Source organism: Allobosea robiniae, assembly GCF_900102525.1.
Classification (GTDB): Bacteria; Pseudomonadota; Alphaproteobacteria; order Rhizobiales; family Beijerinckiaceae; genus Allobosea; species Allobosea robiniae.
In genome coordinates, this window is record NZ_FNBZ01000004.1 from 44,410 (window position 1) to 70,156 (window position 25,747).

The window sequence follows — 25,747 nt, forward strand, 5'->3', positions numbered from 1 at the left end:
TCTTTTATCAATGCGGGGGCAACCGAAAGGCCTTTACCGAGATCGAAACCGTTCGACTGAGAAGGTTGCTAACCTAGAGCAGACCTCACGGACGTGAGGATTGGGCCAAACCTCAACTCTCCAGCGGACCTACCAGTTAGACAGCCCTAAAGCGGACCCTCTGAGCGTCGGCAACGGGCCAGGATCTGCCGATTACAGCAGCCTACCGTATTCCTCAAATTTGCATGCGACGATGGCTGGGAAACCCTGGTCAGGATGAACGGCAGTCCGGTGGGTAAAATACGACTGATTCCGCAGAAGCGCCATGGCGGGCAGGCCGATCGGCCCTTAATGTGAGCGGATTGGCGCACCAATAGCCCCTGGATAGATATCAGCCGCATGAAGACGAGCTCTGCTCAGATCGACCTGTTTGATGACGCGCCCGGCTACCGCGAGGCGCCACGACCGGCGCCGAGAAAGCGTCAGGCGGTAGCGCCCCAGCATGCCGGCTGGGACGACGAAGAAGCCGCTCAACGACTGGAGCAGACTGGCCACTTCAGGATTCTGCGGAAGCTTGTGCCGCGCACCGTCATCCCGCGGGTTGAAAGCGCCTATCCGAACCTTGCGGTCCTGGTGGATACGGAGACGACGGGTCTGAACCACGCCAAGGATGAGGTCATCGAAATCGGCGCGGTCGCATTCACATATGATGATGAAGGCGTCATCGGGGATATCGTCGGCGTATATAACGGGTTGCGTCAGCCATCGGAACCGATCCCAGCCGAAATCACGCGGCTGACGGGCATCACTGACCAGATGGTCGCTGGCCTGGAAATCGACTTCGCCGCCCTTGATGCTCTGGTGAACGAGGCGGATCTGATCATCGCGCACAACGCCGCGTTCGATCGACCGTTTTGCGAGAACCTCTCCTCCACCTTTGCTGCGAAGGCTTGGGCATGTTCAGTCAAGGAGGTGCCATGGGCCGACCTTGGCTTCGAGGGAAACAAGCTCGGCTACCTCGTCGGACAGTCAGGTCTGTTTCATGAGGGGCATCGAGCGACCGACGATTGCCACGCGCTGTTAGAGGTTTTGGCGCGTCCGGTGGGACAGAATGGAACTCCGCCCTTCGCTGCGCTTTTACGGTCCAGCCAACAAAGTCGGATCCGGATTTATGCAGAGAACGCCCCCTTCGACATGAAGGACCACCTTAAAGGCCGAGGCTATCGCTGGTCAGATGGCAGTGACGGTAGGCCCCGAGCATGGTGGATAGAGATTGATGAAGAGCTCTGGGACGAGGAGCTGCGATATCTTCGTACCGACATCTACGGCTGGGAAGACGCAGAGCCGCTGACGGTGCATCTGACCGCGTTTGAGCGATATCGCCTGTAGCACTCCTGTTCTGAAGCCGGCGCCGCTGGAGGCGCTTGCAAGCTTGACTCCGCGAACACGATCGTTCTCATAATGTTCTCATTCGTGAGGACGCATCCCATGCCGCCAGTCGTGCCCCGACACGCGCCTGCTCCGACCCTTATGGAGCGCCAGATCGATTCATTTTTGGCGGCGTTCGATGGCAATGCGCGGGCTGCCATTGGCGCCTTACTTCACAATCGCGATGAGCTTCTGAAGGATGCGGACCGGGTCGCCTCGCTGAGCCTCTTGCGCCGTCGGTTCTCAAAGGGAACACGGGAGTCGGAGATATGAATGCCGTCGCCCCGAGCAGCTATCTAGATGCGCTCAATCCTGCACAGCGGCGCGCGGTCATCCACGGTGTTGGCGCGACGGCCGGATCGCCCTTGCTTGTCATAGCGGGCGCTGGCTCTGGAAAGACCAACACGCTGGCCCATCGTGTCGCCCACCTCATGGTCAGCGGCGCCGATCCGCGGCGGATCCTGCTGATGACGTTCTCGCGCCGGGCCGCGTCCGAGATGGCGAAGCGTGTCGAGCGCATCGCGCGCAAGGTGCTCGGAGATGGTGCCGGTGTACTCGCCGATGCCTTGACCTGGGCTGGGACCTTTCACGGCATCGGCGCGCGGCTGTTGCGCGATTATGCTGAGCAGCTTGGTCTCGATCCCGCTTTCACGATCCATGATCGAGAGGACTCGGCCGACCAGATGAACCTGGTCCGGCACGAGCTCGGCTTCTCGAAGACAGAGTCGCGCTTTCCGACGAAGGGTACCTGCCTGTCGATCTATTCGCGATGCGTGAACGCCGAGCTGCCGATCGAGGACGTTTTACGCCTGTCATATCCCTGGTGCGCCACCTGGGCAGCCGAGCTGAAAGAGCTCTTCGCTGCCTATGTCGAGGCGAAGCAGAGCCAGAACGTGCTCGATTACGACGATCTGTTGCTCTACTGGGCGCAGGCCGTGACCGATCCCGATATCGCAGCAGACATAGGTGGTCGCTTCGATCACGTCATGGTCGACGAGTACCAGGATACGAACCGTCTCCAGTCGTCTATCCTGCTCGCACTCAAACCCGACGGTTTCGGTCTGACTGTGGTGGGCGATGACTCCCAGTCGATCTATTCCTTCCGAGCGGCGACGGTCCGCAACATCCTCGAATTCCCGGCCGCGTTCGTGCCGCCGGCCGAAATTATCACACTCGATCAGAACTACCGCTCGACCAGCGCCATTCTCTCCGCGGCGAACGCCGTGATCGACCTTGCAGCCGAGCGCTTCACCAAGAACCTCTGGACCGATCGCGCTACCGGGTCGCCGCCGCAACTGGTCCATGTTCGGGACGAGGCGGATCAGGCTCGTTTTATAGCGGAGAAGGTACTGGAGAACCGGGAGGGCGGTTCGACGCTGAAGCAGCAGGCGGTGCTTTTTCGCGCCTCTCATCATAGCGGTCCGCTCGAAATTGAGCTCACGCGCCGAAACATCCCATTCGTCAAATTCGGCGGCCTCAAGTTCCTCGACAGCGCGCATATCAAGGACCTGCTTGCGCTGCTGCGCTTCGTCGAGAACCCGCGAGACAAGGTATCCGGCTTCCGTGTCCTACAGCTCCTGCCGGGCGTTGGACCGACCTCCGCACAGCGTGTCCTTGAGCATGTTGCTCAGGCTTCGCTTCCCCTCGAGGCTCTGGAGAACGCTCCGGCCCCGCCGCGTGCTGGCGAAGATTGGGCGTCATTCGTCTCCGCGATCAGCGAGCTGCGCTCCGGCACAGCCGGTTGGCCGGGCGAGATCGAGCGCGCCCGCCGCTGGTATGAGCCGCACCTGGAGCGCATTCATGAGGATGCCAGTACCAGGCAAGCCGATCTCGTACAGCTCGAACAGATCGCAAGTGGTTATCCGACGCGCGAGCGCTTCCTGACCGAACTAACTCTCGATCCGCCAGACGCGACCAGCGACCAAGCCGGCGTGCCGCATCTCGATGAGGACTATCTCATCCTGTCGACGATCCATTCGGCCAAGGGCCAGGAATGGAAGTCGGTCTTTGTCATGAACACCGTCGACGGCTGCATTCCGATCGATCTCGGGGCCGGCGCGCGGGACGAGATCGAAGAAGAGCGGCGCCTGCTCTATGTCGCAATGACCCGCGCCAAGGACGATCTGCATCTGGTCGTCCCGCAGCGGTTCTTCACACACGGGCAATCGGCGACCGGCGACCGGCATGTCTACGCCAACCGGACGCGCTTCATCCCCAACGCGCTACTCAGCCAGTTTGAGCGGGTGGCTTGGCCCATCGTGGCAGCGGAAGCCTCTCGGGCGCCATTCAGCGGACCGAAAGTCGATGTTCGGGCCAAGATGCGTGGTATGTGGCGATGACCGATCGTTGGCCTCACCAGGTCGAACTCAAGCTGGACAAGATGTCCGCAGCAGAATGGCTTCGCCGGATCGATGCATGGTGCACTGATTGGCAGATCGCCTTCCACGTTCTCGGCACGATGACCGATGGCGTTATCCGCGTGGCTTTTGAAGAGGCGCGCTTTGCGAGTGCCTTCCACGCTCATTTCGGCGGCGTCATCGCTCCGACCGACGAGTTTGAAACCGCTCTCGCAGCCGACGCCGCCGAAGGCGACTTGTTTGACCGGCTTGCTGGCGAATACCCTGACTAGGGAGGGCCAGCGCCATGTCGGATATGGTCACGATCGGCTCGGGAGTGCCACGCATTCCGATACGCAAAGCTGACGATCTGGTTGAGCGGATCGAAGCTCTAAAAAACGAAGCGACCAACCGCGGGTTCGGCACGCTGGCCTATTTTCTTAATACCGCGCTGATCGAAGCCAAGCTCCAAGAGCAGCACATCATCGACGACACGGCTATCGCACGATCCAAACCTGAGGAGGTGTGGCGCCCTGCTGAGGATCGAGATTGATGGCGAAGCAGAAGGAGCTGAAGGAAATCGATCTCGACGTGTCCGACGTAAAGCGGATCGCGCTCACGACCGATCCCCAAGGCGAGACCATTATCAGTTTCGAGATGGCTGGCGGTCAGGTGATGAACTTGGTGTTTTCCCCGGAGGCGTTTGGGAAGCTTGAGGCCATGATGTCCAAGGCCAATGAGGCGCAGGCTCAAGTTTCGCCCATTCAGTAGCTCGTCCAAATGACGCCGATGAGAACGCGCCTCCCTATCAGGTAGAGAAACTTCCTCATGGCTGCATTGCTGAACATCTGCCAGATGTTTAGCAAGATCGCGGCAGCTCGCCGCGCCCATATCGCGCCTCGTGAGTCTGCCAGAGTCAGCCGGTACCGCACGGTCACCAACTCGGGGCTCGCTTATCAGCCGTCGTTCGAAGAGTTGAGCTCTTCCGGCCTCAGCAGTTCATCGAGGGCCACCGGCATCGCCTTTCTGAGTGTGTCGTTGATCCGGTCCTGCCAGCCGGGGCCGCCATCCTGAAAGTGCGCCAACACCTCGCTGTCGATCCGGAGAGTGACCATCTCTTTGGCGCCGGGCAAAAACGGTACGCTTCTGGATTGGCGCAGGTGGCGCGCCACCTTCGGCGCGGTGAAGAGGGCTTCCGCCTTGTCCCGAGCGCTTGTTGGGCGGCGCGTTCGATCGTTGCTCATTACGTCCTCACATTAGGTAGCTGGCAGCCGATCATAGCAGGGACTGGATTCGAAAAGCTCGCTATCCGCTAGTCGACCACTTTCCGGCGACGCCGCGGTGGCGGGCACCGATCACGCAGGTTTCCAGGGAACGTCCCTAACCATGAGGCCGGAGACGGGCTCTCGGCATCAAGCCAGATTCCAACGGGGAACGGCCAAGAGGCGACGGCGTTCAAAGGTCGTCCTTGGGGAGATCTCCGTTTATGCAGACCACAGTGACCGCCCTGCGTTTCGAGCCCTGGTGGTTCGTCCCTAGCAATCCCAGGCTGCCCACGCTGATCTACGAGGGGGCGTTCGCTCCCGATGCTGCCGACCTGGTAACGCAGATGGAAAGGCGGTTCTCCGAAAATGGTTGGCCGCCGCAGTGGCGCGATGGGATCTACGATTTCGATCACTATCACTCACAGGGGCATGAGGTGCTCGGCATTGCTGCGGGGCACGCAAAGCTCATGCTGGGCGGCGATACCGGCCGAGAGGTCGATGTGACAGCTGGGAACGTCCTGGTGCTTCCAGCCGGCACAGGTCACCGCCGCCTCAGCCAATCTGACGATTTCCTCGTTATCGGCGCGTACCCGCCCGGCCAGACGGGCGATATCGTGCGCGAAAAACCGACGTCGGCGATGAGCCAGAGGATTGCCATCTTGAGTTTCCCGCCCCGGGATCCGGTCGTTGGCGAAGGCGGCCCAATGCTCAGGCTATGGGCCGATACTAGCGCTCTGTAAGGTGGTCGAGCGCATCCGATTGCCGCGGCTGCAACGTGCCGGCGGATCGTATCGGATGTTTGAAAGACATGAGCTTACTCTGACCCGGTTCCGCTGGGGACATCATCGTTTGATCCCGGCCTGCTCCGGCCGGCAGCAGTCGCGACAGCTAGGGACTGCTCGTAGAGTTCCACAGCAGCGTTGGTCATGCCGAGCTCACGTTCCTCCTCGCCACCCCTGGCGCATCCCGCCAGGTAAATCGCCCGGTCAAAGGCGGCGTTCAGTTCAACTTCATTGCGGATCACGAGACGGGCCATGCATGCCACTGGGATCGACACGTCTCCTCTTGGAGACCAACCGCCAACCCCAGCGCCTGCGACAAGGTTGGCCTACGAAGTCGTCAAACCTTGGCCTCTCCCTCTTGGTCGCCGTCCCAGTAGTGCACCCTGGAAGCATGCACTTGTAGCAAGACGATACCGGGAGTCTCGATGCCTTGAGGGAACCAACGCTCCATGTCGTCGACCCAATGCTCTTCAAGAGCGAGACGGTCTTTGGTCAGCGTCGCCTTGCCCTCGATGGCGATGAAGATGCCTGGTTTGCCAAGCAAGCTCCGATCGCCGGCGAACGTCAGTCAGCCCCACCTGATCGTTGGCTTGAACATCTTGAATGAACCGGGCGTCATCGAAGGCGAAGAACCAGGAATCTCCGGCATAATCGACGTCCCGGTTGGGTGCTCATGGGGCGGCTCGAAAGCGTCCCACCGCTGGTCACCGTAGTGAGCATGCAGAAATCGATGTCCTTCATTTTCTCCGCGATATCGCTGAGAGTAAGCTCGCCCATATCATTCTCCCGGTTAGCAAGTTGAACCTCATTGAGATCGAACGGATCGGGGCTGGGCATGTGCCTCCGCCCGAAATCATGCATCCGCCGCTGGCGGACGGAAGGAAGCAGCGGCGCAGTTTCCACGCGCTATCGCGTCGATCCCAGTAACTGGAATTGGAAAGGCGCGCGTGGCCGGCACCGATCCGTTATGTGCGTGGGGCCTGTAGCGTAGCGCCCGAAATCATCCAGAAGGGACTGGCAGACGCTGCTCCCGTCGTTTGCCAACGACCTCAATGAATTTGCTAACGCTCCATCTGCTCCAGATTGGCGCGGTCAAGCAGACCTTCGAGCTGTGCGAGTTGTTGTGGCGGCAGTACAAGCTGCACACGCTGGCCACCGGGGCAATGCATGGCGATGACGGCGCCGTAGGCCCCGTCCGGACTGACAACGAGATTGGCGATTTCGAGCACCTCGTAGCTATGCGCCCGCGCGGTCATGACACTCCCTCCGGGCGCCCGGCCGTTCGGGCGAAACGGATCGGTTAGCGTCCGGACGTGAGCGGTCTTCGTGCTCCCATTGATCGACGAAGCGCTCGACGATGCCGGCGCCTGGCTTGGTCATACGAATGAGAGCCGAGCCGTCATCGATGATCCACTCGTCGCCATCGCGGCGAATCTCGATTGTCTCGCTCATTTCTTCGGCCCACCGGCAAGCGTCGACCGACGGAGCTCGGCTTCGACAGCCTCCGCAGACGGACCAACCTCTTTTACGGCCTCTTCGAGCTGAGCCTTCGATACCCCGAACTTGTCGGTCCAATAGCGAACTTCGTAATCCTCGTTCAAATTGATACGCGACCGGTCCTGAGGGCCTCGATCTGTCCTGTCGTCTGCCATTTGAATCTCCCGTCTTGGGGTTCAATCGACAGGGGCGCGTTGTGTTCCGACGCGACCTTCCGTTCAGCGTCCACCACGTTCGGAACCTTTCCCAGCGTAGCGCGCATACGCCCGCGTGTTTTGGAGGCGGGCCATGGACGAGCCGGTTTTCGTTGCGGCTGGTATGATGGCGGTTGCGATATTGGCTTGGTACGCCTCTCAGGATTGGGACTTGTAAGCTCATGCTCCGATCGACTGACCCGAACCCTTTTGCCATCCTGGAGGATGAAGACGCGATCGCGCGGGCCACGTCAGCTTGGGAAATAGCGCGGAACTACGTTGAACAAGGCGTTCCCCCGGCTGACCGCAAGCGCCAAAGCCAGCGTATGAAATTTGTCATCGCCTTTGTCGCGTTGGGCACTGATGACACACGCGAGATGGCGAACAAGGCGATTCAGCGGTTTCAGAAAGAGGCGCGGACACGCGCGTGATCGAGCGCGCAAAAAACGGCAACAGGTCACGATCCCCGACTGCTCACCGCCGGGGATCGTTGCACTCAGTCGAGCAGGTCAGCTGGAACCTTGCCGCCGTTCTCCGAGAGCTTTTTGATGACTGCCTTGTGCAGCCAGACGTTCATCGTCGCCGAGTCGTTGGTATCACCCGTATAACCGAGTTCCTGCGCCAGTTCCTTGCGGGCGGTGAGGCTGCTGTCGATCTTGAGCGCCTTGAGCAGGTCGACAATGGACGTCTTCCAGTTGAGCTGCTGGCCGCTGTCCTTGACCGCCTTGTCGAGGATCGGCGCGACGTCGACCTGCTGCGAGCCCGTCGATCCAGGCGCAGTACCGATGTTTCCCGTGGTCTGACCGGTGGGCGTCCCTGCCGGCGGCGAGGCCGGTGCGGTGGAAGTGCCAGACGGTGGGACAACCCCACCTGGAGGGGTAGCAGACGTTGTAGTAGCGATCGTATCGGCCTTGGCTTCGCCGAAGATGGCCTTCTTGATGCTGTCGAAGATTCCCATGATCAGGCTGCCTTCTTCGTCGCGGCGGTGTTGGCGGCGCCGCCGAGCTGCGTCAACGTCTTGTCGGTCCTGGTCTCCTCGGCGAGCGTCGCGTCGAGCAGCTTGACCGCATCCTTGTGGCCGAGCTGCTGAGCCCACGCCTTGAGGGTACCGTAGCGGGCCATCTCATAGTGCTCCACGGCCTGTGCCGAGGCCACCAGGCCGGCGTCGATCGCCGGGCTGTCGCCATAGTCCTCAATGACCGCCTTGCCTTCCTCGATGATGCCCAGGATGGCGTCGCAGGTTTTGCCGCGCGGGGCCTTGCCGATAAGCTCGAACACCTCGCCGAGGCGCTCGACGTGACCTTCGGTCTCTTCGCGATGGGTCTCGAAAGCCTTTTTGAGCTCGGGCGACTTGGCCGCCTTCGCCATCTTCGGCAGCGCCTTCAGAATCTGCTTCTCGGCGTAATAGACGTCCTTGAGCATGTCGTGGAACAGGTCGTCGAGCGGCTTCGGTTCGGTCGCCATGTCTTCCTCCAGCGATGTGGGTGGTCGATGGCTGCAGAACGAACCCTGAGAGCCCGTGTTCCATTCCGCTCCCCTGGAACTTTCGGGGGCAATCTGCCGTTGGATTGTGCATCGCGGCATCGGCCGCACGCCCACGGGAGACCATCATGAAGAAGCTGCTCATTGCCACCTTGATCGCCTCCGCGACATCCTTTGGCGCGATCGCTCAGACGTCGACCACGTCGCCGATGGCAGCGCCGAAGGCCGATGCCGACAAGAACGCTCCGCTGCCGGGTGCCAACAGCTTTACCGAGGGCCAGGCCAAGAGCCGGCTCGAAGCCAACGGATATTCAAACGTCGGCGCGCTGAAGAAGGACGACAACGGCGTCTGGAAGGGCACCGCCAGCCACTCGGGCGCGCAGGTCAACGTCTCCGTCGACTATCGCGGCAACATCACCCGCAACTGATCCGTGCTCGCACCGCGAAAACTGGAGAACGACATGACCCGTACCCTGACCCGTTCCTACGATAGCCACGCCACCGCCCGCTCAGTCGTGGACCAGCTCGAAGCAGCCGGCGTTTCCAGCAGCGCCATCAGCATCATCGGCAGCGACGGAAAGACTGACGAGACCAACGCCGCCGAAGGTGCCGGAATCGGTGCTGGCGTCGGCGGGGCCGCCGGCTTGCTGACCGGCCTTGGCATCATGGCGATACCCGGCGTCGGCCCGGTTGTTGCCGCAGGCTGGCTTGCCGCGACCGCCGCTGGTGCCGTTGCCGGTGCCGCTGCCGGTGGTCTGGTTGGCTCGTTCGTGAAGGAAGGCCATGACGAGGACGAGGCAAACTACTACGCTGAGACAGTTCGCCGGGGCGGATCGGTCGTTTCCGTCCGCACCGAACCCGAGCACGAGGCCGCCGTCCACGCTATCCTCGACGGCGCTACTCCGATCGACCGCGCGACCCGCGAGGCTGACTACCGAGCCGGCGGCTGGTCCCGCTTCGACGAAAAAGCCGATCCTTACGTTCGGGATGCCACCGCGTCGGGCCGAGTGCCGCCTGCCGTGATCTGACCTACTCTACGTTGCGACGGCCTCGGGTAACCGGGGCCGTTTTTCCATGATCGTCTCGGCAGCTGAAGCGAGGGAGTGATGGTTGCAGGCGACCGAGTAATCGACCGACGCCATTTTGTTGCTGGAGCCGGCGCGGCCGTCGTGGCTGGACCAGCTAAGGCGAGCGTAGCAGTCGATCGCTTTGGCACGAGTGCCTCTCAAGGCAGCGTCATTCTACTCTATGGCTCAGATGGCCTGACCAACAGCGGCCGATATGAGTTCGCCGCAAACATGATCGCCGGAGCTGGATATACCGTCCTGCTGCCGCGGTACTTCGAGGCCACCGGCGACCGCCGGGCCCGCTACAGCGAGATCAAGAACAAGTTCCGGGCTTGGCAAGAAGCAATCGAAACGGTTACCGGCGCTCAGCAGGGCCGCTTTGCCCTGGTCGGGTTCTCCCTGGGTGGCGCATTGGCCTTGGCTTTGGCCGCTCGCGATCGCCGAGTGCGTGCTGTCGTGGACTTCTTCGGATTTCTGCCGCCCGGCTTGGAACGAGCGTTGCTGCCACCGACACTCATTCTGCATGGGGATGCGGATCGAGTGGTGCCCGTGTCCAACGCTGGCGCCATCGAGAGGTTGATCAAGAGTAATAGCGGCACCGTCCAAAGCCACATCTACCCAGGCGAAGGACATGGTCTCTCACTGGCGAGCTGGCCCGATGCAATCGCCAGGACACAGGCATTCCTCCGCGCGCACCTCTGACGATGGTATATGAGGAGCCTTAGTTGAAGATAGCGACCTACAACGTGAACGGCATCAATGGCCGTTTGCCCGTTTTGCTCCGGTGGCTCAAACAGGACCGCCCCGACGTTGTGTGCCTGCAAGAGTTGAAGTGCTCGGACGCCCGCTTTCCCGACAGCGAATTGCAGAAGGCCGGCTATGCCGCGGTTTGGCACGGCCAGAAGAGTTGGAATGGCGTCGCGATCCTCGCAAAGGGGAAAACACCCGTCCTGACGCGTCAAGGATTGCCGGGAGATCCTGACGATAGCCATAGCCGGTACATCGAGGCGGCGGTCAACGGCATCCTGATCGGATGTCTCTATCTCCCAAACGGGAATCCTGCCCCAGGCCCGAAGTTCAAATACAAGCTGCACTGGTTCGACCGCTTGCTGAGCTATGCAGATGAGCTTCTCTCCCACGACGTCCCGATCGCGCTCGCAGGCGATTTTAACGTCATGCCGACGGAGCTCGATGTCTACGCACCCGAGCGATGGCGAGACGATGCGCTTTTTCGTCCGGAGGTCAGAAAGGCCTATGCCGAGCTGGTCAATCAGGGTTGGACGGATGCCGTCAGGCACCTTCACCCGAGAGAGCGCATTTACACGTTCTGGAAGTACTGGCGGAACTCGTTCGAACGCGACGCCGGCCTTCGCCTCGACCACCTCCTGCTCAGTCCAACCCTCGCGTCCAGCCTAAAATCCGCAGAGGTTCGACGGGCGCCGCGAGGCTGGGACCACACTAGCGACCACGCGCCTGTCATGATCGAGTTGGTATCGCCCTCGGTCTGAGGTCAACCGCAAGCGCATCAAACTGAGCAAGAGGGATTGGGCGGTACGGCAACACTGCCCCGTCACGAGCACGCTCCTCGACATACTGACGGCGAGTGGCAGCGGTATTTTGCAAGCCGCGCTGGCTAAGCCAGGCCAAGAATTCGTCAGGGCGGATCGAAATGATCTGAAGGGCTTTTCCGCGAGCCAGCCACTCATTTATGACCCTGAGGGCCGCCTCGTGCCACACCTCATAATCTCGTGGCATCTCGGCTTGATCATGTGCCAGCTGCCAGAGCTGCTCGAAGTCCTCTCGCTCGTACCAAGGCAATGCGACAGTGTAGGTTTCGACGCTAGGTTTCATCTCGTCCAGCCCGTCCGCTAGTGGCCCTTTCCACGCCAAAATCGGCAACGGCTACGATCAAAAATGAAAAACTCGGGTGGCGTCAACATCCTATTACAGGCCGACTACTCCCTCGGCGGCTTCTTTGAACCCAGCGTCAAAAGATGGTTTTGAGCCTCGCGGCTTAGGGAGACGGATGCACCCATAGGTCTTGCCAGTCGCTCCGCTGTCTCGATTGTTTCGAAGAGGTTGGAAGACCGTCCATGAGAGGAGCCGGTCACGTCCTTCACGACCCAATCTTTGCCATCCTGATATACAGTCAACGTCTGAGCCACTTTGTTACGCCCGGTTCGAAAGGGAATGGAAAGTCGGCTTCAGATGGTCCGTGACTCTTCTACCCGTTCACAACCGTGCCGCCGTTAGGGTGGAGCACCTGCCCAGACATGTAGCTGGAATCCTCGCACGCCAGGAACAGAAAGCTCGGCGCGACCTCATTCGGCTGCCCCGGCCGCTTCATCGGGGTGCTTTCACCAAAGTGCTTCAGCTTTTCCGGGCTTGCTCCACCCATCGGGTTGAGGGGCGTCCAGATTGGCCCCGGTGCCACAGCATTTACGCGTATTCCCTCACCGATCAGGTTTTCAGAAAGCGCTCTCGTGAAAGCTGTGATGGCCCCTTTCGTCGAGCTGTAATCCAGCAGCTCGCTGGAACCCTGGTAGCTCGTCACAGATGTGCAATTGACTATCACGGCGCCGCTTTGGAGGTGCGGCCGCGCGGCTTGCGCCATGAAAAACATGCCGAAAATGTTCGTCTGAAACGTCCGGCGAAGCTGTTCCTCGGTGATGTCCGTGATGTCCTTGTCGGGGTGCTGTTCGCCTGCGTTGTTGACGAGGATATCAATCTTCCCGAACTCTTTGACGGTCCGGGCAACGGCGTCGTCACAGAATGCCTTGTTGCCGACATCTCCAGAGATAGCGATCGCCCGGCGCCCCTCACGCTCGACGATGCTCACCGTCGTTTTGGCATCGTCGTGCTCGCTCAGATAAACGATGACAATGTCTGCCCCTTCTCGCGCATACAGCGCGGCAACAGCGCGGCCGATTCCGCTGTCCGCTCCAGTGATCAGCGCAACCTTACCCTTGAGGCGGCCGCTCCCCGGATAGCGCGGCTGCCATTCTGGCTTTGGCGTGAGCGCGGATTCATGGCCTGGCAGACCGTCTTCATGAATCATAGGCTGTGTAGCGTACATCGCAAAGATCCCTGACAATAGGCCATGGCGCATCCGCGCCTCCAGCCAAACTGCCCCCAGCGCTTAGTCACCGAACCGCCTGAGATCTGACTGGTTCCGAAATCGGAGCGGGCCAGCGGCGGCTTAGAGGCACACCAGCCTCTAAGAACCTATCCTCCGGTAGCGCGTTTGGAACTCTCCAGCGCGATGCTGGAATTGCACCCGGAGGCACTCACAATGATCAGGTAATCTTAGCAGGCGCGGCTGGATGGATGTTGGCGACGCGTCCTGAGTTGCGTAAGCGAGCAGTGGGCCTTGCCCGAGATATCTTCCAGCGGCTCTCGGCGCGCTAGGCCGCTCTTGCCGGACCCATGCCTCTAAATCCATCATCCTCGCTCGCGCAGCTGCTGAACGCCCCTATCCGTCCTGGACAGGTGGTTTGGCTGGGCATTCGGCCAGGCCGCCGGGAGGAGCTGATTGAGCTTCAGACAGCGGATTTCGACGTGACAAACGGAGTGCTCGGCGATCGTTACACGCGGGTTCAGGGAGCACGTCAGGTCACTTTGATTCAGTCCGAGCATCTCGGCACGATCGCCAGCCATCTCGGCCGCGCCCAAATTCTGCCTGGCGACCTGCGGCGCAACGTCGTTACTCAAGGCATCAACCTGCTCGCGCTGAAGGACAAGCGGTTCAGGATCGGCAACGCGGTCCTACAGACCACCGGCGACTGCCATCCGTGTTCGCGAATGGAGGAAATCCTCGGCATCGGCGGGTACAACGCCGTTCGCGGGCTCGGCGGTATCACTGCCCGTATCATCGAGAGCGGTTCGGTCAAGCTAGGGGACGATATCCTCGTCCACTGCGGAGACTAGCCGATCGGCGATCTAGCCGCCTGCAGCCCTTTTCAGCGCGGCATATCTCTCCACCTCCAATCGCAGATGCGCGACTGCAGCATCGCCGCGCTTGAACTTCATGCCCTTGCCAGGCTCGTCGAAAATCTCATTGCGCTTCGCCAGCGGCTGCCCGGCGAGCATCATTACCTCGCACTCGTGCTTCCAGAGATCGGACCAGGTCGAGACCTCCTTCCCGGCGAGCAGAGAGTACTTCATAGGCGGATTGGCAGGCGGGTAGGACATGCCGGTGCTATCGCACATTCGTATCGCACGCGGCGATATCCAATCCAACGAGCGAGAAGATTTCTCGCAGGAGAGGGAGCGATGCTTCCTGACACCTTGAAGGAACCAAAGGCGTCACCATCTCGTTATCCGCGCGGTGCCATCATGGCGCCTGCCTGCTCTCCGGTTGGATGCGTTGCCGCGGATGTACCGGCCGCAACCGACAGGAGGGCAAAGCCAGTTTCCCGGCGATGGCCGGATCCGCCAAGTCCTGACAGAAGTCAGAGGCCCGCCGTTCCCCCAACGGCGGGCTTATTCTTTGAACGTCACCGCGGCCATCGTCGGCGTAACCCCATCGATGAGACGAGGATCATGAGCAGGCAGGTAATGCCCGTTACCAGCAGTAGCAGAGCATGAAACTCGGTTCAGCCCGCAGTGACTTCGACGTACCGCTGGTGGATCCATCCACTCCGACATGCGCCGGCATACGGCGTACGCCGCGCTAGCGGACTCGATAACTCCGCTCCACAAGCATCGAACGCCTGGCCCCGGTTCGGATAGATCACGCCTTGCCACGGCCCAACGGACTCGCAGATGATGATCTCATCCCCGTTGTGCAATTGATCGATCTCGAAATAGGCCGAGCCGCCCGGCCCCGATCTGACGGACAGGAAGCCGCTTTTATGGTCTTCCGCCCGCCTCGGCCCGAGGCGCGCCACCTTGCCATAAGTCATGCAAGCATCCAGATCCGCATGGCCACCAATCATGACAGGCCTGCTTTTCGGGGCCGCCAAGGCGGCCGTGCAAGCAACCCCAAGCGCGAGCGCAGCGGTTATCAAGAGCCGGTTCATCCCGCTGGTTGTCCCCAAATCAGTTTGCGCTATCCATCTTGGAGTACTCTCCCGGAATGCGAGCTGCAAATTGGGCGGCCAAAGCGTGTGTCTCAGCACCACCGCGGTTACCTCGACGCTCCGGTGCGCTATCGGCACATGTCAGATTCTTCGTTGACAGGAATCGGGCAGCCAGTGTTCTTCTTATGTTCTCTTTTTTGAGATCATCGCCATGCTCACTCACCCGGCCGTCATTGGGCCTCCTGCGTTTCTCCCCGTCTACCGGAAGCCGGTCCGTGCCGGGTTCCCCTCCCCGGCCGATGACTACTTGGATGCCCCAATCGATTTGTCGCGCGCCCTTATCAAGAACGCGCCGGCCACCTTCATCATGACCGTCGCCGGCGACAGCGCGATCGACGCCGGAATCTTCGATGGCAGCCTGATCACGGTCGATCGCAGCCTGCGGCCGCGCGATGGCGACCCGGTCGTAGTCGACGTGAACGGCGAGCGCTCCGTCAAAATCTTCCGCCTTGTCGGGGGCCGATCATGTCTCGCGTTCGGCAACCGTCGCTATCCTGACTACGATCCTGGCCCAAATGCTGACATCGAGATTTTCGGCGTCATCACCAACAGCGTGCGGCGCTTCCGGCGATGACCGCGAGCTTCGCCCTGATCGACGGCAACAGCTTCTACTGCTCCTGCGAGCGCGTGTTCGATCCCAAGCTCAAGGGCCGGCCCGTGATCGTGCTGTCGAACAACGATGGCTGCGCGGTCGCTCGCACCAGCGAGGCGAAGGCGCTGGGCATCCGCATGGGCGCGCCGATGTTCACGATCCGCGATCTCGTGAAGCGCGAGGGCGTTGTCGTCTTCTCCTCGAACTACACCCTGTATGGCGACATGAGCCGCCGGATGAACACCGTCTACCAGCGGTTCGCATCGGACATCGAGGTCTACTCGATCGACGAGAGCTTCCTGGACGCGACGCCGATCGCGCCGGAGCGGCGCGTCGATTGGGGAAAGGATCTCCGGTCAACCGTTTCCACCTGGACCGGCGTTCCGACCTGCGTCGGCATAGGGCCGACGAAAACGCTGGCCAAGATCGCCAACAAGATCGCCAAATGTACCCCACAGCTCGGAGGCGTCTGCGACTTGACCAGCGCAGAGGCCCGCCGGGAGTGGCTTCGGATCATGCCGCTCGACGACGTCTGGGGAATTGGTGCCGCCAGCCAAGTCAAGCTCAAGGCGTTCGGTTGTAAGACCGCCGCTGACGTAGCTGCGCTCGATCCGAAGCTCGCGCGCCAGACGCTAACGGTTGTCGGCGAAAGGATCATCCAGGAGCTTCGGGGCCACCCTTGCATCGACCTCGAGGCGGTCGCGCCAACCCGAAAAGGCTGCGCCGTGACGCGGTCCTTCGCCGGGCGCGTCGATAACTTAGAGATGATGCAGGAGGCGATCGCGTCGCACGCGACCCGTCTCGGCGAGAAGCTGCGCCATCATGGGCTCGCCACGGACCACGTCTCGGTCTTCTACCACACCTCGCCTTTCGACGGTGGCCCGGCGCGATCGGTATCGACCACCGTTGATTTTCCAGAAGCCACCAACGACACGCTGGTCCTGGTCCGAGCGGCGAAATGGGGAGCGCGGCGGATCTGGAAGCCGGGTTATCGCTATGCCAAAGCGGGGCTGATGACTGTGGACCTGGTTCCGTTGGAAGCCTCACAGCGCGCGTTGATAGGCAGCCTCGATCGCGAGAAATCGGGGCGCCTCATGGCAGCGCTGGACGCCTGTAATGCGCAGCACGGTCGAGGCGCTGTTTACCCCGCCGCTGCTGGCGTTGCACGTCAGCGCAAGGCGTGGGTCACCAAATTCGGCCAGCGCTCGCCTCGCTACACGACGCGTCTGGACGAGGTACCTGTTGTCGGCTCCAGAATGCCTCGCGACAGGCTCTGCAAAGGGCAGGCCTAGCAAAGCATACAGTGGCTACGGTCTGCCGCGGCTTCCGAATTTTCCTTCGTTTTGATCATAACAGCAGGAGGAAAGACCTGGGACTGTTAATTAACGCGGTAACCGATTAGGTGCTTGTGATTGCTCGATTTGGCATTCGATTTAGCACCGCTCTTGGGTAGCATGCGGTAGCCAAGCCGTGCCGTTCGTCCGCAACTTTCATTTGTTCCAGAGAAGCTGGAACCGCTCTGCGAATGCGAACAAAACCTGGCCAAACGTTCCGTGTTCATCCGTCAGTGAGATTGTGACGAATTCAACTCAAATCGTTCGGCGGCAAAAAGCTGTGCTCCCAAGATGCGTCGCGGTGAGGCACTCGCGTTGTGCTCTGGCCACCCGACGCTATCACCAACTCAGCGTTCAAGGCCGGCGGAAACGACGAAGGCCGCCCTTACAGGCGGCCTTCTCGGAAGGAGAACTATCTGCAGGCGAGCCAGACTCAGACCATCGGCTCGCCGCGCCCCCGCATGATCTCATGAAACCTTGAATTCTCGTCTTCGGCTCGAACGAATGCGTAGGTATTTTCTGTCGTCTCGATCGTGTCCATCAGCGCTCTCGCAGCCCACCTCATGTCGTCCGTACGACGCAGAATACTCGTCGCCGCAATATGCCGAAAATCATGGTTGCGGAGAGCGCGCTGCTGCCTCCAGAACAAGTCAGCGTCGGGCCAATCGATCAAAAGGGCTTTGCTCAGATCTGTCGCGAGCTGGGAAAATCCCTGCTTGGCCGTACCGTCGTAGTTCAAAAAGAAGGCGCCGCAATCGCTGTCGGCCACACCGGCGAGAATGGGGCGTGCATCATTCACGTAAAGATCGAAGACAGCGTGGCCTCCCAGCTCATCGTCAAAGGTGCGATGAAAATCGGTCCACGCTCGACCACTCTTCCAAACTTTCTCAGACAGGCGATTTTTGAAGAACTCCCGTGGAAGATGGAGGTCGATCCCGTTGCCTACGGTGCGAAAATGGCGGGTTCCAACCTGACGTAATGTACCGCCCCGCAATGCCATCTGATCCTGGGTATGCAGATACATCTCGTTGCGGACGGCGAGCGCCCACGTGATGGTTCCCTTTGCCAGAAGCTGACGCTGCTCGCCCAGGCGGCGCAGCATGGTATGCGTTACAGCTTGGCTGGGATTGGCAAGATTGAGGATCGGCATCAAGCTCGCGATCTCAATCGACCGGTCGAACTCGTCATCAGAGTAGCTATTGCACATGCCCCGGTATCGTTCGAACGCAGCTTGGCATGCTGCTTCCCAGTTCGTCTCGATCCACTGGATCCTAGCGCGTTCGAGATACCCCGGAATCGGGCTTAGCGTTTTGGCGAGTTGCGGCATCTTCCGCAAAATACCGCCTTCACGCAGCAGCGTTCCAAACAGCCGCATCGCCGCAATATCGGTCAAGCTCACCGTCCGGCCTGGGATAATTGCTGTTCTTTGGGAGGGGAGCCACATGGCGTAATCGACAGAGAGCTCTGGAACGAGCGCCAACGCCAGCGACATGTCAGATTCGGCGATCGCTGGTCGGGCTTCAACGCTCCGGGACAGATATCCGAAAAAGGCTTTGAGCGTCCTGTGATGCCCCTCCACCGTTGAGTAAGTCCAACGGATCCCATCGTCGTAAATCTCGTATCGTTTCATGGCATCGCGGCGCCTCGGACCATCGGCATCAGCGATGGCACAAACGATAGCGAACTGACGATCAACCTGTTCGGGCAAGACGGGCAACGCGTGTTCAGGTGCCTTCACAAAGGCAGCCATCGGCTTCGTAGCTTCGGCAATAATCTCTCGGTGGACTTCCAGGCAGCGGGCGAAAAAACCCTCGTCCGGAAGAGCGAAGTCGGTAGGATCAAGCCGCCTCTTGATGCGGGTGCGGAGCGATTTGTTCGAGCGAATGTGTTCTGGAAAACGACAAAGCCGGACGTACTTCGGCCGCCGCGAAATCCCAGCCATACGGCTGACTAGAGTATTCGGCTCCGCCTTCAGTGCCCGCTCGACAAGCTCAACCTCGCGGCGACGGCTGGGGTCCGGGCAACCCTTTACCCATATCGCGACAGTGTTGGGGGGAAGCCCTGCTTCTCGGGACGTGGCCTTGTAGGACATCTTCGCCCTTTTGCAGAGCTCGCTGAGCGCCTGGCAAAAATCGTCTGGCAGACTCCGAGACCGTTCGATCTGATCCAGGCACCGCTGCAGTACGCACATCTCCCCGTGAAATTTGGAATCCTTAGGCTTTATCGTCGCCGCTTCAGCCAACAGCAGCTTCGCACTGGCCAGCTCGCCGTCAGGATGAAGCTCGGCCAGCTGCTTCAGTCGCCACGTCAGATTGCCGATCTGAGCGTTCTCGGATTTTGTGCCGATTACCTCTTTGCGACGCATAATGATCGCCTTCTCCCTCAGCTCCTGGAGAAGCACAGCCTCCGGCTCAACCGACGCGATGACGGTGACGTATCCTAAAGTTGTGCCGGCATTTATGATCGCATCTCGGACGTCAGGCCGTAGGGCGCTTGATAAGCTGATGCCGACCTGCTTGCAGGCAACGGCAAAATATGGACGGCCAGGGTAGGACGGGTGCTGAGGGACCTTCTGTCCTTCTCGCTTCGCCCACTCCTCGACCAGAACGACGCTCGGGATCGGCCGCAGCTCTCGGGCTGTCGAAACAATCTCGAAACCGAGCTCGCGCCCCAGATCAGTGAGAATAGCCCTATTTGGTGGGTGATAGAGTTCATGCGGGTCGACCCCCATCAACTCGGCGCAAGCGGGAATGAAGGGCTCGTCGGGCTTTGACGAACATGCCAAAACATGAAGCCCTTCAGCTCTGGCTCGCTCGCCCCAAGCTAGCAACCTTCGTTTGGCAATTGGATCCGGCGCGTCTTCGACGCCTATCTCACTATAAAGCTCGACAATTCGACGTTCGACAGGCTCCGGCAATCGATTGCCCTGAGGCAGTTCGAGCAACCTTCGAACAGCCTTGTAGCTCGGCTCGGAAGGAGTCATCACATTGAGCGGCATCTTGCCGCCTGTTTTGCGCAAGCGTACCGCCAGACTCTCGACGCGTTCCAGGATGTCCTGCACATAAGCGCGTTCTTCAACGGGTTCGATCCCGACCCGTTTCGCCATCGCGGCAATCGCCTCCGGGATGCCGGGCAATAGCAACCTATTTTTTGACACACCGAGTTCCTCGGCGAGAGCCGCCATCGAAACCTTGTCTTCGACTGTTCGCTGCCGCCGCCCGAGACGGCGCCCATCCGCAATCAGGCGTGCTTCGAGTTCGTGGAGCATGGCCAAGGTGTTTTGGACCGCATTCGGTCCGTACGAGACGCGTGGCTTGTTGCCGATTGCCGGAGAATTGCAGTCTGGTGCATCGCAAGGCAGGCATGCAGGTGACGCACTTGAATCTGGCGGGACTGAGGTCGTCGAAAATTCCGACTTGTCGCCTTGTACAATCGACGCAACGTATTTTTCCGACCCGACCGTCACAAGCCGGCCGGCTTCAAACTCGAACGCAAACTGATCGATGGATGCAAGTCGCCGACGCAAGTTCTTCTCTTCAAGCAAATCGATATTAAGACTGCCTCGAGGCTCACGATCGCCTCTGAAAAAATGTATTGACGGAATATCTTGCATTTTAAGTACCCGCAGCCGAACCGGTGCGTAGACTCAGTTATCCGTGGACAGCGGTCTGCAATCGGCGCGAATTTCGGATGCCACGGCCTGATAGAGGACCAGTGATTACTGGCCGCACGGCAAACGGGACTTTCGTATCCGCGGGCGCTTACGGAGCTGCTCGCGCCCGGTAAGATCGATTTTGATATTAAGAGGTCGGGGCGACACGGAACTCAACCATAGGGCCGCCAATTCGGCTCCCAAAGGGGCGCACGCGAGCTCGATGGCCATCAAGGATTTGCATCTGGCATCTCCGCTGAGCGCGTTTTTCGCGACAAGTGTCCAGAGCGCGTCGAGCTGATACGGCGTAGAGAAGTGCCGCATAGCCAACGTGGCCAGAATGCGGTTGGTGGACAGTGATGAATGAGCAGAGCCAACAGGGGCCGAGAGGATACGCCTCGCTACATTCACGCAGCTCTCGATGGTTTCGAGCAGCGCTTTCGGCCCCATTATGCGCCATGCTGAGAGGAGCCGGGCCTCATCCAACGAAATAGCCGACCCATTCGACCTAACTCTCACGCCAAACTCCGTCATGAGGTCCAAGGGTTGCAAGGCGCTGAAGAGCAGTTCGGTCCGGTGCCGGTCATCGCAGGGTAGCTACACGCTGTGTTTGCCTGACAGCCCGCGAACGCGCCTTTAGCCAGCTTCGATACTCGCATCCAAATAGGCCTTGAGCCGGCGCGCGCCTGCTTCTGTCTCAATCAGCTGGATTGGAGGCAGATTGTCGAACGTCAGGTTGGGACGACGCATCCAGCCATAGCTGCGTTCCGGGTCGCGAAACCATATTCTCAGGCTGGTATGGATGGTGAGGATCAAGGCCATGCGATCGACCATGTCAGCGGGGTGTCCTTCGGATGCACCTGCCTGCAAACGCGCGAGCCCGTCAGGATCTTCGACCCCGAGGATCCGGCACGCCTGAGCGGCATCGATCTTCCAGTTTTGGAAGATTCGAAAGGTAGCGCGAACGAGAGCGCTCTCCTCCTCTCGCGTCACGAGGCTACTAGCTCCGCGAACTCCGTTGCGCCGAGCACCCGCTTGCTGCGAAGGGCTTCCGCGACCGCCCGCAATTGGGAAACCCTAGCTGAGAGGAGCTCGGTGCAACGACCTTCGATCGTCTGCAGTTCGGCCTCTATCAACTCGCGAAACGGGCGCTCACCGAGCAGCTGCTCGGCATGACCGGGCTCGATCCGGCGAGCCAAGCTCGCCCCCAACCCAAAAGATCCATGCAGCGCGGCCATCATTCTTGTCGCCACCGCGAGGTCAGCGTGCGAGCCGGTCGATGCTGATCCCAGGATAAGCTTTTCCGCCACGAGACCGGCCAGACTGATGGCAACATCGTTCTCAAGGTCTTCGCGCGTCGCGCCATCCTCCAAGCCGGCGTACACAGCTCGGGCGCCAGCTGGGCCAGTCTTCAGCGCCGACACGAGTTCAACGCGACGCCCAAACGCGGAGGCCGCCAAAGCGTGCCCGGCCTCATGAACGCAGACCCTCCACAGCAGACCAGGCGAAACGTCGCCTCGATCGAACTGGGCGAGGAGATCTGCCAACGCCAGCTCTCTGTCTTCACGCCGCGCCGTTCCCCGGGCGGTTCTCACTGCCAGCTCAACCTCCGCAGCCGTCGAACCGAACGCGAACCGGGCCAGAGCCTGCAAATCAGCGTCGGGGAGATCATCACCCAGATGAAGCCGAAACATGCCGATGAGGTCGGCTTCGCCGGGGCGCCCAATCTCGAAATGACGCTCAAGGCGGCCGGCTCGCAGGATTGCACTGTCGATACGGTCGATCAGATTCGTGGCACCGAGCACAACAACGCCCTCGCGCTCGTTGTCGATCAGTTTGAGCAGGTGGTTGACGATCGTGGTCCAGTAGTCGCGGTGTCGACGATCGAGCGAGGTCCGGTCCGGAATCGAATCCAGCTCATCGATGAAAAGCAGGGACGGCGCCTTGCGCCGAGATTCTGCGAAGGCATCCGAAATCTGCCGAACGATGTTATGGAGGTAGCCTTCCGTCGCGTTGAACATCGCGCCGAGATTGGTGGCCACCAGGTGCATGTCGCAGCTCCGGGCGAGCGCAGAAGCGAAGTAGGTTTTTCCGGAGCCAGGTGGCCCGTAAAGGACTGCAGCGCTGCTGATCGCCGACCATTTGAGTTCGCCCGCCCGATAGGCCGCAATGTCAGCAGCCAACTCCAGGCCCCAGATCTTTGCGTCTCCGTATCCCTGTAGCTCTTCGAGAGCCGGTCCGGCTGGAATGCCCGAAGCAGTCACCTGCCCGAACCATCTATTTAGCTCCACCAGGCGCGCTACCGCACGGGCCGCATTCTCCCCGGGCCGGATGGCAGCCAGAATAGCCGCCGCGGGTGCATGGTGACCGACCCGCGCCGGCACACCCGAGACCGATTTGTTTCCGAAGGTCGCGCGGATTGTAGCTGTGATCTGCGCCGGGGTAGGCGGCGGGATCTGGACGTGGTGATCGACAGATGCGCGCACCGCAGGGGAGATTTGAGCCACCCCCTTCGAGCTCAGGATCACTAGAGATTGGCCGGACTGCATCGCGAGACGCAGATCGAGATCCGAAACCGTGTACTCCTTATCCTTGAGCGCTTTGTCTGCCGACACGAGCACCGCACCGCGGAAAAGAACCTTGGCGGCCTCAAGAAGGCAGTCTGACCAACTTGGCGATGGCGTTTCGATGACGGCGATCATCGTCTTGCGAATGTCGATTTCCCGCCGGAGCTTGGGGCTACATGCTCCCCAAATCATGAGGCGCGGCAAGCGAGCTGCGGGCGGCAGAGAGCCGATCAGGTAGCGTTCTCGGAGCCCTTGGGGGCGAGGCACCACGGCTGTCTCCTCCATGGGCTCATCATCGTCGTCGAGATAAAGCTCAGGCAGTTCGGACTCAGACATCGCGCTCGTCCTCGAGGGTGAAGTTGGCGAGCTTCCAGAGCCGCGTGCCCAACGTCCGGCGACCGGCGACGAAATCAGCAGCACCGGTCTGGCTGAAGAGGTCGACATCGATGAGCAGGGTCAGCAAACCATCCTGCGCGCAGCGTACGACAGAGCCGGCGGCACGGAGCCGCTGGCGCAACTCCTGGCAGCGGCGCGGCAGCGAAAAGTGCTCCTCGTCGACGATCGTGGCGCCAGCCAGGACTCGCATGCTGCGCCCATTCGCGTGAACCGCGTAGGCCTGACAGCCATCCCGACGGAACTCATAGATGACGTTGCTTTGCAAAAAGGGGCGGCCCCGGGATGCATCCAGATTGACCAGTTCGTTCCTGCGTTCCTGGCTGGCAATGGTCGAGGCAACCATCGCAGCCATAGGTTCGACCGGCCCGAGCAGCAGCAATGCGTCACGGAAAAATTGCTCTGCGACGATCTGATCGTCCTGGTGCAGCGCGGGGAACCGGAGCGCTCGGTTCTCGACCATGACCATGTCGCTCTTCACCAGAGCCTGGATCATCCGCTGTTCAAGATAGAGGGCGACATCGCCTCGCATCTGATCATCGGTGCTGACAATCACAGCGACCTGCAGGTACCTTGGAAACTCCCGGCTGCGCTCGTGCTTGATCAGGCGCTGCAGAACGTTCTGGGCCTGACCGACATAAACCCTGAATGCGTGATCGCCGGCGGTAGGAGCGATGAGCATATAAACTCCGCGCCGACTGACTTCGGAGTGCGCCTTGATCCTTGGAAGCGCATCGCGCGGAAAGGTCATGACGATCGCATCGCTGCTGGCGAGTCGACGGATCGAGGGGCCGAGCGCGTCTGGGCTCTCAAGCGAGACGTGAATGGATTTCGGCCTCCTGGCGTCATGATTCTGGGAATTCACCTTTGGCACTCCAAACTGCCGGCCGCGCACGGCGACCGATGCCACGCAACTGAACTTGGGAGAGTGTGGCGGCGCGCTACAGCCAGCCGGGTGATAACGTCGGTGACCGTGAGGTCATCGTGCCTATGCGGCTGCACGGCGAGAGCTCGTACTCGTCCTCGCAAACCAGTACGCCGGAGGCGATCAGCTTGAGGATTGCGTCGAAAGAGTCGGCGCTACCACGGCACAGCTTCATGACCTCGCGGATGGTGCACCGCCTGACACTGCGCATATGCTGCCGGACGCGCTCTTCGTCCTCGATATCGATCTCAGCTTGGGCGCAGCGTGCAAGTTCAATCGCGTTTGTCCAACCAGGCTCCCGGCGGAGCTTTTCGGGGTCCACGGCGAAAAGCCAGGTCTCCTTCTGCGCCAGCGCGAGGTCGAGCTTGCTCCAGCTTTCGCGATACAGAGACGTTTGATGAGACAGCTGAGGCTTGGCGCAGATGACGAACCGCCCCGCTTGGTGTCTCAGGAAGTAGGCCGCCACATGATCGAACTGATCGGCTTCGCTTCCAGGCAGCTCGGCGTGAAAGTCGAACTCGCAGAAGCTGTAGGTGCGCGGATCAGCTTCGATATTGATGAGCAGTTCGAAACTGCCGGGCTTGGCGCAGGAGAAGGATCCGGCTGCCTTTGAGGACCGTAACTTCATGGCTCATGCACCTTCCAGCCGATAGAACCGGGACAGCGTCCTGATCCATTTCAAATCGTGGTCGACGCAAAAGAGCTGAGAAGTCTTGATCCTCCGGCCTTCTCCGAGAAGCGGGTGGCCACTTACGAAGCCCTCCATGCAGCTCACCTGGTGTGACGAGAGTGCGTAGTCCCGCAGCACGGGTGCATCCCGAAGCTGATCGAGCGTGGGCATCCCGCCATCGAAAATGGCGGCCAGATCCCAGCTCAGCGTTCGGAGGAGCTCAATCCTCTCCAGTGCCTGGCCGCGCATCGTTGTATCGGTAAACGCCATGGGGTCCTCGAGGCGAGATACGACCGGCGCCAGCTAGCCGCGCGGTCGTGAGGTGAATGTGGAGGGGGAGAGTGCGCTCGCTTCGCCCGCAGGCCGGATGCGATCCCACATTGAATGTGGGATTGGCACTCCAATCCTTAATGCAACTGAACGATCGAGCTGTTGATCAGCAAGGACTGATTAACTGTAGCGCTTGCAGTCTGCCCGAGAACTGCGGAACGTGTCGGACACTA

At 60.5% G+C, this 25,747-nt stretch carries 29 protein-coding genes and 1 pseudogene; 14 read left to right on the forward strand and 16 right to left on the reverse strand.

Annotation, left to right across the window (positions count from 1 at the left end; genetic code table 11):
- Window positions 1-378: 378 nt before the first annotated feature.
- From BLQ70_RS12035 to BLQ70_RS12060, 5 genes are all read left to right on the forward strand, one after another.
- A complete protein-coding gene (locus BLQ70_RS12035; RefSeq protein WP_091857185.1) occupies window positions 379-1,368 on the forward strand; it encodes a 3'-5' exonuclease in 990 nt (329 codons plus the stop codon).
- A gap of 308 nt (window positions 1,369-1,676) precedes the next feature.
- Window positions 1,677-3,746: an ATP-dependent helicase gene (locus BLQ70_RS12045; RefSeq protein ID WP_091857187.1), complete on the forward strand. Its 2,070-nt coding sequence runs from the start codon at window positions 1,677-1,679 to the stop codon at window positions 3,744-3,746.
- The gene (locus tag BLQ70_RS12050) at window positions 3,743-4,036 is read left to right on the forward strand and encodes a hypothetical protein (protein WP_139163529.1); all 294 of its coding nucleotides are present in this window, start codon (window positions 3,743-3,745) and stop codon (window positions 4,034-4,036) included. The genes BLQ70_RS12045 and BLQ70_RS12050 overlap by 4 nt, the downstream gene beginning before the upstream one ends.
- Window positions 4,037-4,050: 14 nt before the next feature.
- Window positions 4,051-4,296 (forward strand): hypothetical protein, encoded by a 246-nt coding sequence (locus tag BLQ70_RS12055; RefSeq protein WP_091857189.1) that lies wholly within the window; start codon window positions 4,051-4,053, stop codon window positions 4,294-4,296.
- The gene (locus BLQ70_RS12060; protein ID WP_091857190.1) at window positions 4,296-4,514 is read left to right on the forward strand and encodes a hypothetical protein; all 219 of its coding nucleotides are present in this window, start codon (window positions 4,296-4,298) and stop codon (window positions 4,512-4,514) included. Before BLQ70_RS12055 ends, BLQ70_RS12060 begins: the two co-directional genes overlap by 1 nt.
- 185 nt (window positions 4,515-4,699) lie before the next feature.
- Here the strand turns inward: BLQ70_RS12060 and BLQ70_RS12065 are convergent, their stop codons facing one another.
- Window positions 4,700-4,987 carry a BrnA antitoxin family protein gene (locus BLQ70_RS12065; RefSeq protein ID WP_091857191.1) on the reverse strand — a complete coding sequence of 96 codons (288 nt, stop codon included), beginning with the start codon at window positions 4,985-4,987 and terminating at the stop codon, window positions 4,700-4,702.
- 242 nt (window positions 4,988-5,229) lie between these two features.
- Here BLQ70_RS12065 and BLQ70_RS12070 point away from each other — a divergent pair, with 242 nt between their 5' ends.
- The gene (locus tag BLQ70_RS12070) at window positions 5,230-5,748 is read left to right on the forward strand and encodes a cupin (RefSeq protein ID WP_091857192.1); all 519 of its coding nucleotides are present in this window, start codon (window positions 5,230-5,232) and stop codon (window positions 5,746-5,748) included.
- Between the two features lie 379 nt (window positions 5,749-6,127).
- On the opposite strand, the pseudogene BLQ70_RS12080 reads toward BLQ70_RS12070, so the two are convergent.
- The 4 genes and pseudogenes from BLQ70_RS12080 to BLQ70_RS12090 all read right to left on the reverse strand — a co-directional run bounded on the left by BLQ70_RS12080 (window position 6,128) and on the right by BLQ70_RS12090 (window position 7,442).
- Window positions 6,128-6,567 (reverse strand): annotated as a pseudogene (locus BLQ70_RS12080) (pyridoxamine 5'-phosphate oxidase family protein).
- 284 nt (window positions 6,568-6,851) lie between these two features.
- Entirely contained in the window at window positions 6,852-7,046 is a 195-nt protein-coding gene (locus BLQ70_RS25315; RefSeq protein ID WP_139163530.1) for a hypothetical protein, read from the reverse strand.
- Window positions 7,027-7,242 carry a hypothetical protein gene (locus BLQ70_RS25320; protein ID WP_139163531.1) on the reverse strand — a complete coding sequence of 72 codons (216 nt, stop codon included), beginning with the start codon at window positions 7,240-7,242 and terminating at the stop codon, window positions 7,027-7,029. The genes BLQ70_RS25315 and BLQ70_RS25320 overlap by 20 nt, the downstream gene beginning before the upstream one ends.
- Window positions 7,239-7,442, reverse strand: coding sequence for a DUF3606 domain-containing protein (locus BLQ70_RS12090; protein ID WP_091857195.1), 204 nt, complete (start codon window positions 7,440-7,442; stop codon window positions 7,239-7,241). The genes BLQ70_RS25320 and BLQ70_RS12090 overlap by 4 nt, the downstream gene beginning before the upstream one ends.
- Window positions 7,443-7,663: 221 nt before the next feature.
- Between BLQ70_RS12090 and BLQ70_RS12095 the strand changes: the two genes are divergently transcribed.
- A complete protein-coding gene (locus BLQ70_RS12095; protein WP_091857196.1) occupies window positions 7,664-7,912 on the forward strand; it encodes a hypothetical protein in 249 nt (82 codons plus the stop codon).
- A 65-nt stretch (window positions 7,913-7,977) separates the two neighbouring features.
- Here BLQ70_RS12095 and BLQ70_RS12100 read toward each other — a convergent pair whose 3' ends face one another.
- Window positions 7,978-8,439, reverse strand: a complete 462-nt coding sequence (locus tag BLQ70_RS12100) for a DUF3597 domain-containing protein (RefSeq protein WP_091857197.1) — start codon at window positions 8,437-8,439, stop codon at window positions 7,978-7,980.
- A 2-nt stretch (window positions 8,440-8,441) separates the two neighbouring features.
- Window positions 8,442-8,945, reverse strand: coding sequence for a YciE/YciF ferroxidase family protein (locus tag BLQ70_RS12105; RefSeq protein WP_091857198.1), 504 nt, complete (start codon window positions 8,943-8,945; stop codon window positions 8,442-8,444).
- Between the two features lie 146 nt (window positions 8,946-9,091).
- On the opposite strand from BLQ70_RS12105, the gene BLQ70_RS12110 reads away from it, so the two are divergent.
- The 4 genes from BLQ70_RS12110 (at window position 9,092) to xth (ending at window position 11,538) form a co-directional block, all read left to right on the forward strand.
- A complete protein-coding gene (locus BLQ70_RS12110) occupies window positions 9,092-9,391 on the forward strand; it encodes a hypothetical protein (RefSeq protein ID WP_091857199.1) in 300 nt (99 codons plus the stop codon).
- Window positions 9,392-9,424: 33 nt separating this feature from the next.
- On the forward strand, window positions 9,425-9,991 hold the full coding sequence (locus BLQ70_RS12115) for a hypothetical protein (RefSeq protein ID WP_091857200.1): 567 nt from the start codon (window positions 9,425-9,427) through the stop codon (window positions 9,989-9,991).
- Between the two features lie 78 nt (window positions 9,992-10,069).
- Window positions 10,070-10,732, forward strand: coding sequence for a dienelactone hydrolase family protein (locus tag BLQ70_RS12120; protein WP_091857201.1), 663 nt, complete (start codon window positions 10,070-10,072; stop codon window positions 10,730-10,732).
- 23 nt (window positions 10,733-10,755) lie between these two features.
- Window positions 10,756-11,538, forward strand: a complete 783-nt coding sequence (gene xth, locus BLQ70_RS12125; RefSeq protein ID WP_091857202.1) for an exodeoxyribonuclease III — start codon at window positions 10,756-10,758, stop codon at window positions 11,536-11,538.
- 716 nt (window positions 11,539-12,254) lie between these two features.
- Here the strand turns inward: xth and BLQ70_RS12135 are convergent.
- On the reverse strand, window positions 12,255-13,106 hold the full coding sequence (locus BLQ70_RS12135; protein ID WP_091857715.1) for a glucose 1-dehydrogenase: 852 nt from the start codon (window positions 13,104-13,106) through the stop codon (window positions 12,255-12,257).
- A 482-nt stretch (window positions 13,107-13,588) separates the two neighbouring features.
- Here BLQ70_RS12135 and BLQ70_RS12140 point away from each other — a divergent pair, with 482 nt between their 5' ends.
- Window positions 13,589-13,957 (forward strand): MOSC domain-containing protein, encoded by a 369-nt coding sequence (locus tag BLQ70_RS12140; protein ID WP_244511998.1) that lies wholly within the window; start codon window positions 13,589-13,591, stop codon window positions 13,955-13,957.
- Between the two features lie 12 nt (window positions 13,958-13,969).
- Here BLQ70_RS12140 and BLQ70_RS12145 read toward each other — a convergent pair whose 3' ends face one another.
- Both BLQ70_RS12145 and BLQ70_RS12150 read right to left on the reverse strand, forming a co-directional pair.
- A complete protein-coding gene (locus BLQ70_RS12145; protein ID WP_091857205.1) occupies window positions 13,970-14,194 on the reverse strand; it encodes a DUF7696 family protein in 225 nt (74 codons plus the stop codon).
- 431 nt (window positions 14,195-14,625) lie between these two features.
- Window positions 14,626-14,934 (reverse strand): integron, encoded by a 309-nt coding sequence (locus BLQ70_RS12150; RefSeq protein WP_244511999.1) that lies wholly within the window; start codon window positions 14,932-14,934, stop codon window positions 14,626-14,628.
- Between the two features lie 328 nt (window positions 14,935-15,262).
- Between BLQ70_RS12150 and BLQ70_RS12155 the strand changes: the two genes are divergently transcribed.
- Window positions 15,263-15,685 (forward strand): LexA family protein, encoded by a 423-nt coding sequence (locus BLQ70_RS12155; protein ID WP_091857206.1) that lies wholly within the window; start codon window positions 15,263-15,265, stop codon window positions 15,683-15,685.
- A complete protein-coding gene (locus tag BLQ70_RS12160) occupies window positions 15,682-16,995 on the forward strand; it encodes a Y-family DNA polymerase (protein ID WP_091857207.1) in 1,314 nt (437 codons plus the stop codon). The genes BLQ70_RS12155 and BLQ70_RS12160 overlap by 4 nt, the downstream gene beginning before the upstream one ends.
- Window positions 16,996-17,470: 475 nt before the next feature.
- Here the strand turns inward: BLQ70_RS12160 and BLQ70_RS12165 are convergent, their stop codons facing one another.
- The 6 genes from BLQ70_RS12165 to BLQ70_RS12190 all read right to left on the reverse strand — a co-directional run bounded on the left by BLQ70_RS12165 (window position 17,471) and on the right by BLQ70_RS12190 (window position 25,514).
- Window positions 17,471-20,650, reverse strand: coding sequence for a hypothetical protein (locus tag BLQ70_RS12165; protein WP_139163532.1), 3,180 nt, complete (start codon window positions 20,648-20,650; stop codon window positions 17,471-17,473).
- A gap of 675 nt (window positions 20,651-21,325) precedes the next feature.
- A complete protein-coding gene (locus tag BLQ70_RS25325; RefSeq protein WP_139163533.1) occupies window positions 21,326-21,682 on the reverse strand; it encodes an MbcA/ParS/Xre antitoxin family protein in 357 nt (118 codons plus the stop codon).
- Window positions 21,679-23,592 (reverse strand): AAA family ATPase, encoded by a 1,914-nt coding sequence (locus tag BLQ70_RS12180; RefSeq protein WP_170843385.1) that lies wholly within the window; start codon window positions 23,590-23,592, stop codon window positions 21,679-21,681. Before BLQ70_RS12180 ends, BLQ70_RS25325 begins: the two co-directional genes overlap by 4 nt.
- Window positions 23,585-24,514, reverse strand: a complete 930-nt coding sequence (locus tag BLQ70_RS25330; protein WP_139163534.1) for a hypothetical protein — start codon at window positions 24,512-24,514, stop codon at window positions 23,585-23,587. The genes BLQ70_RS12180 and BLQ70_RS25330 overlap by 8 nt, the downstream gene beginning before the upstream one ends.
- A gap of 76 nt (window positions 24,515-24,590) precedes the next feature.
- Complete coding sequence (locus BLQ70_RS12185) at window positions 24,591-25,202, reverse strand: hypothetical protein (RefSeq protein WP_091857212.1); 612 nt, start codon at window positions 25,200-25,202, stop codon at window positions 24,591-24,593.
- Between the two features lie 3 nt (window positions 25,203-25,205).
- Window positions 25,206-25,514, reverse strand: coding sequence for a DUF6634 family protein (locus BLQ70_RS12190; RefSeq protein ID WP_091857213.1), 309 nt, complete (start codon window positions 25,512-25,514; stop codon window positions 25,206-25,208).
- Between the last annotated feature and the right edge of the window lie 233 nt (window positions 25,515-25,747).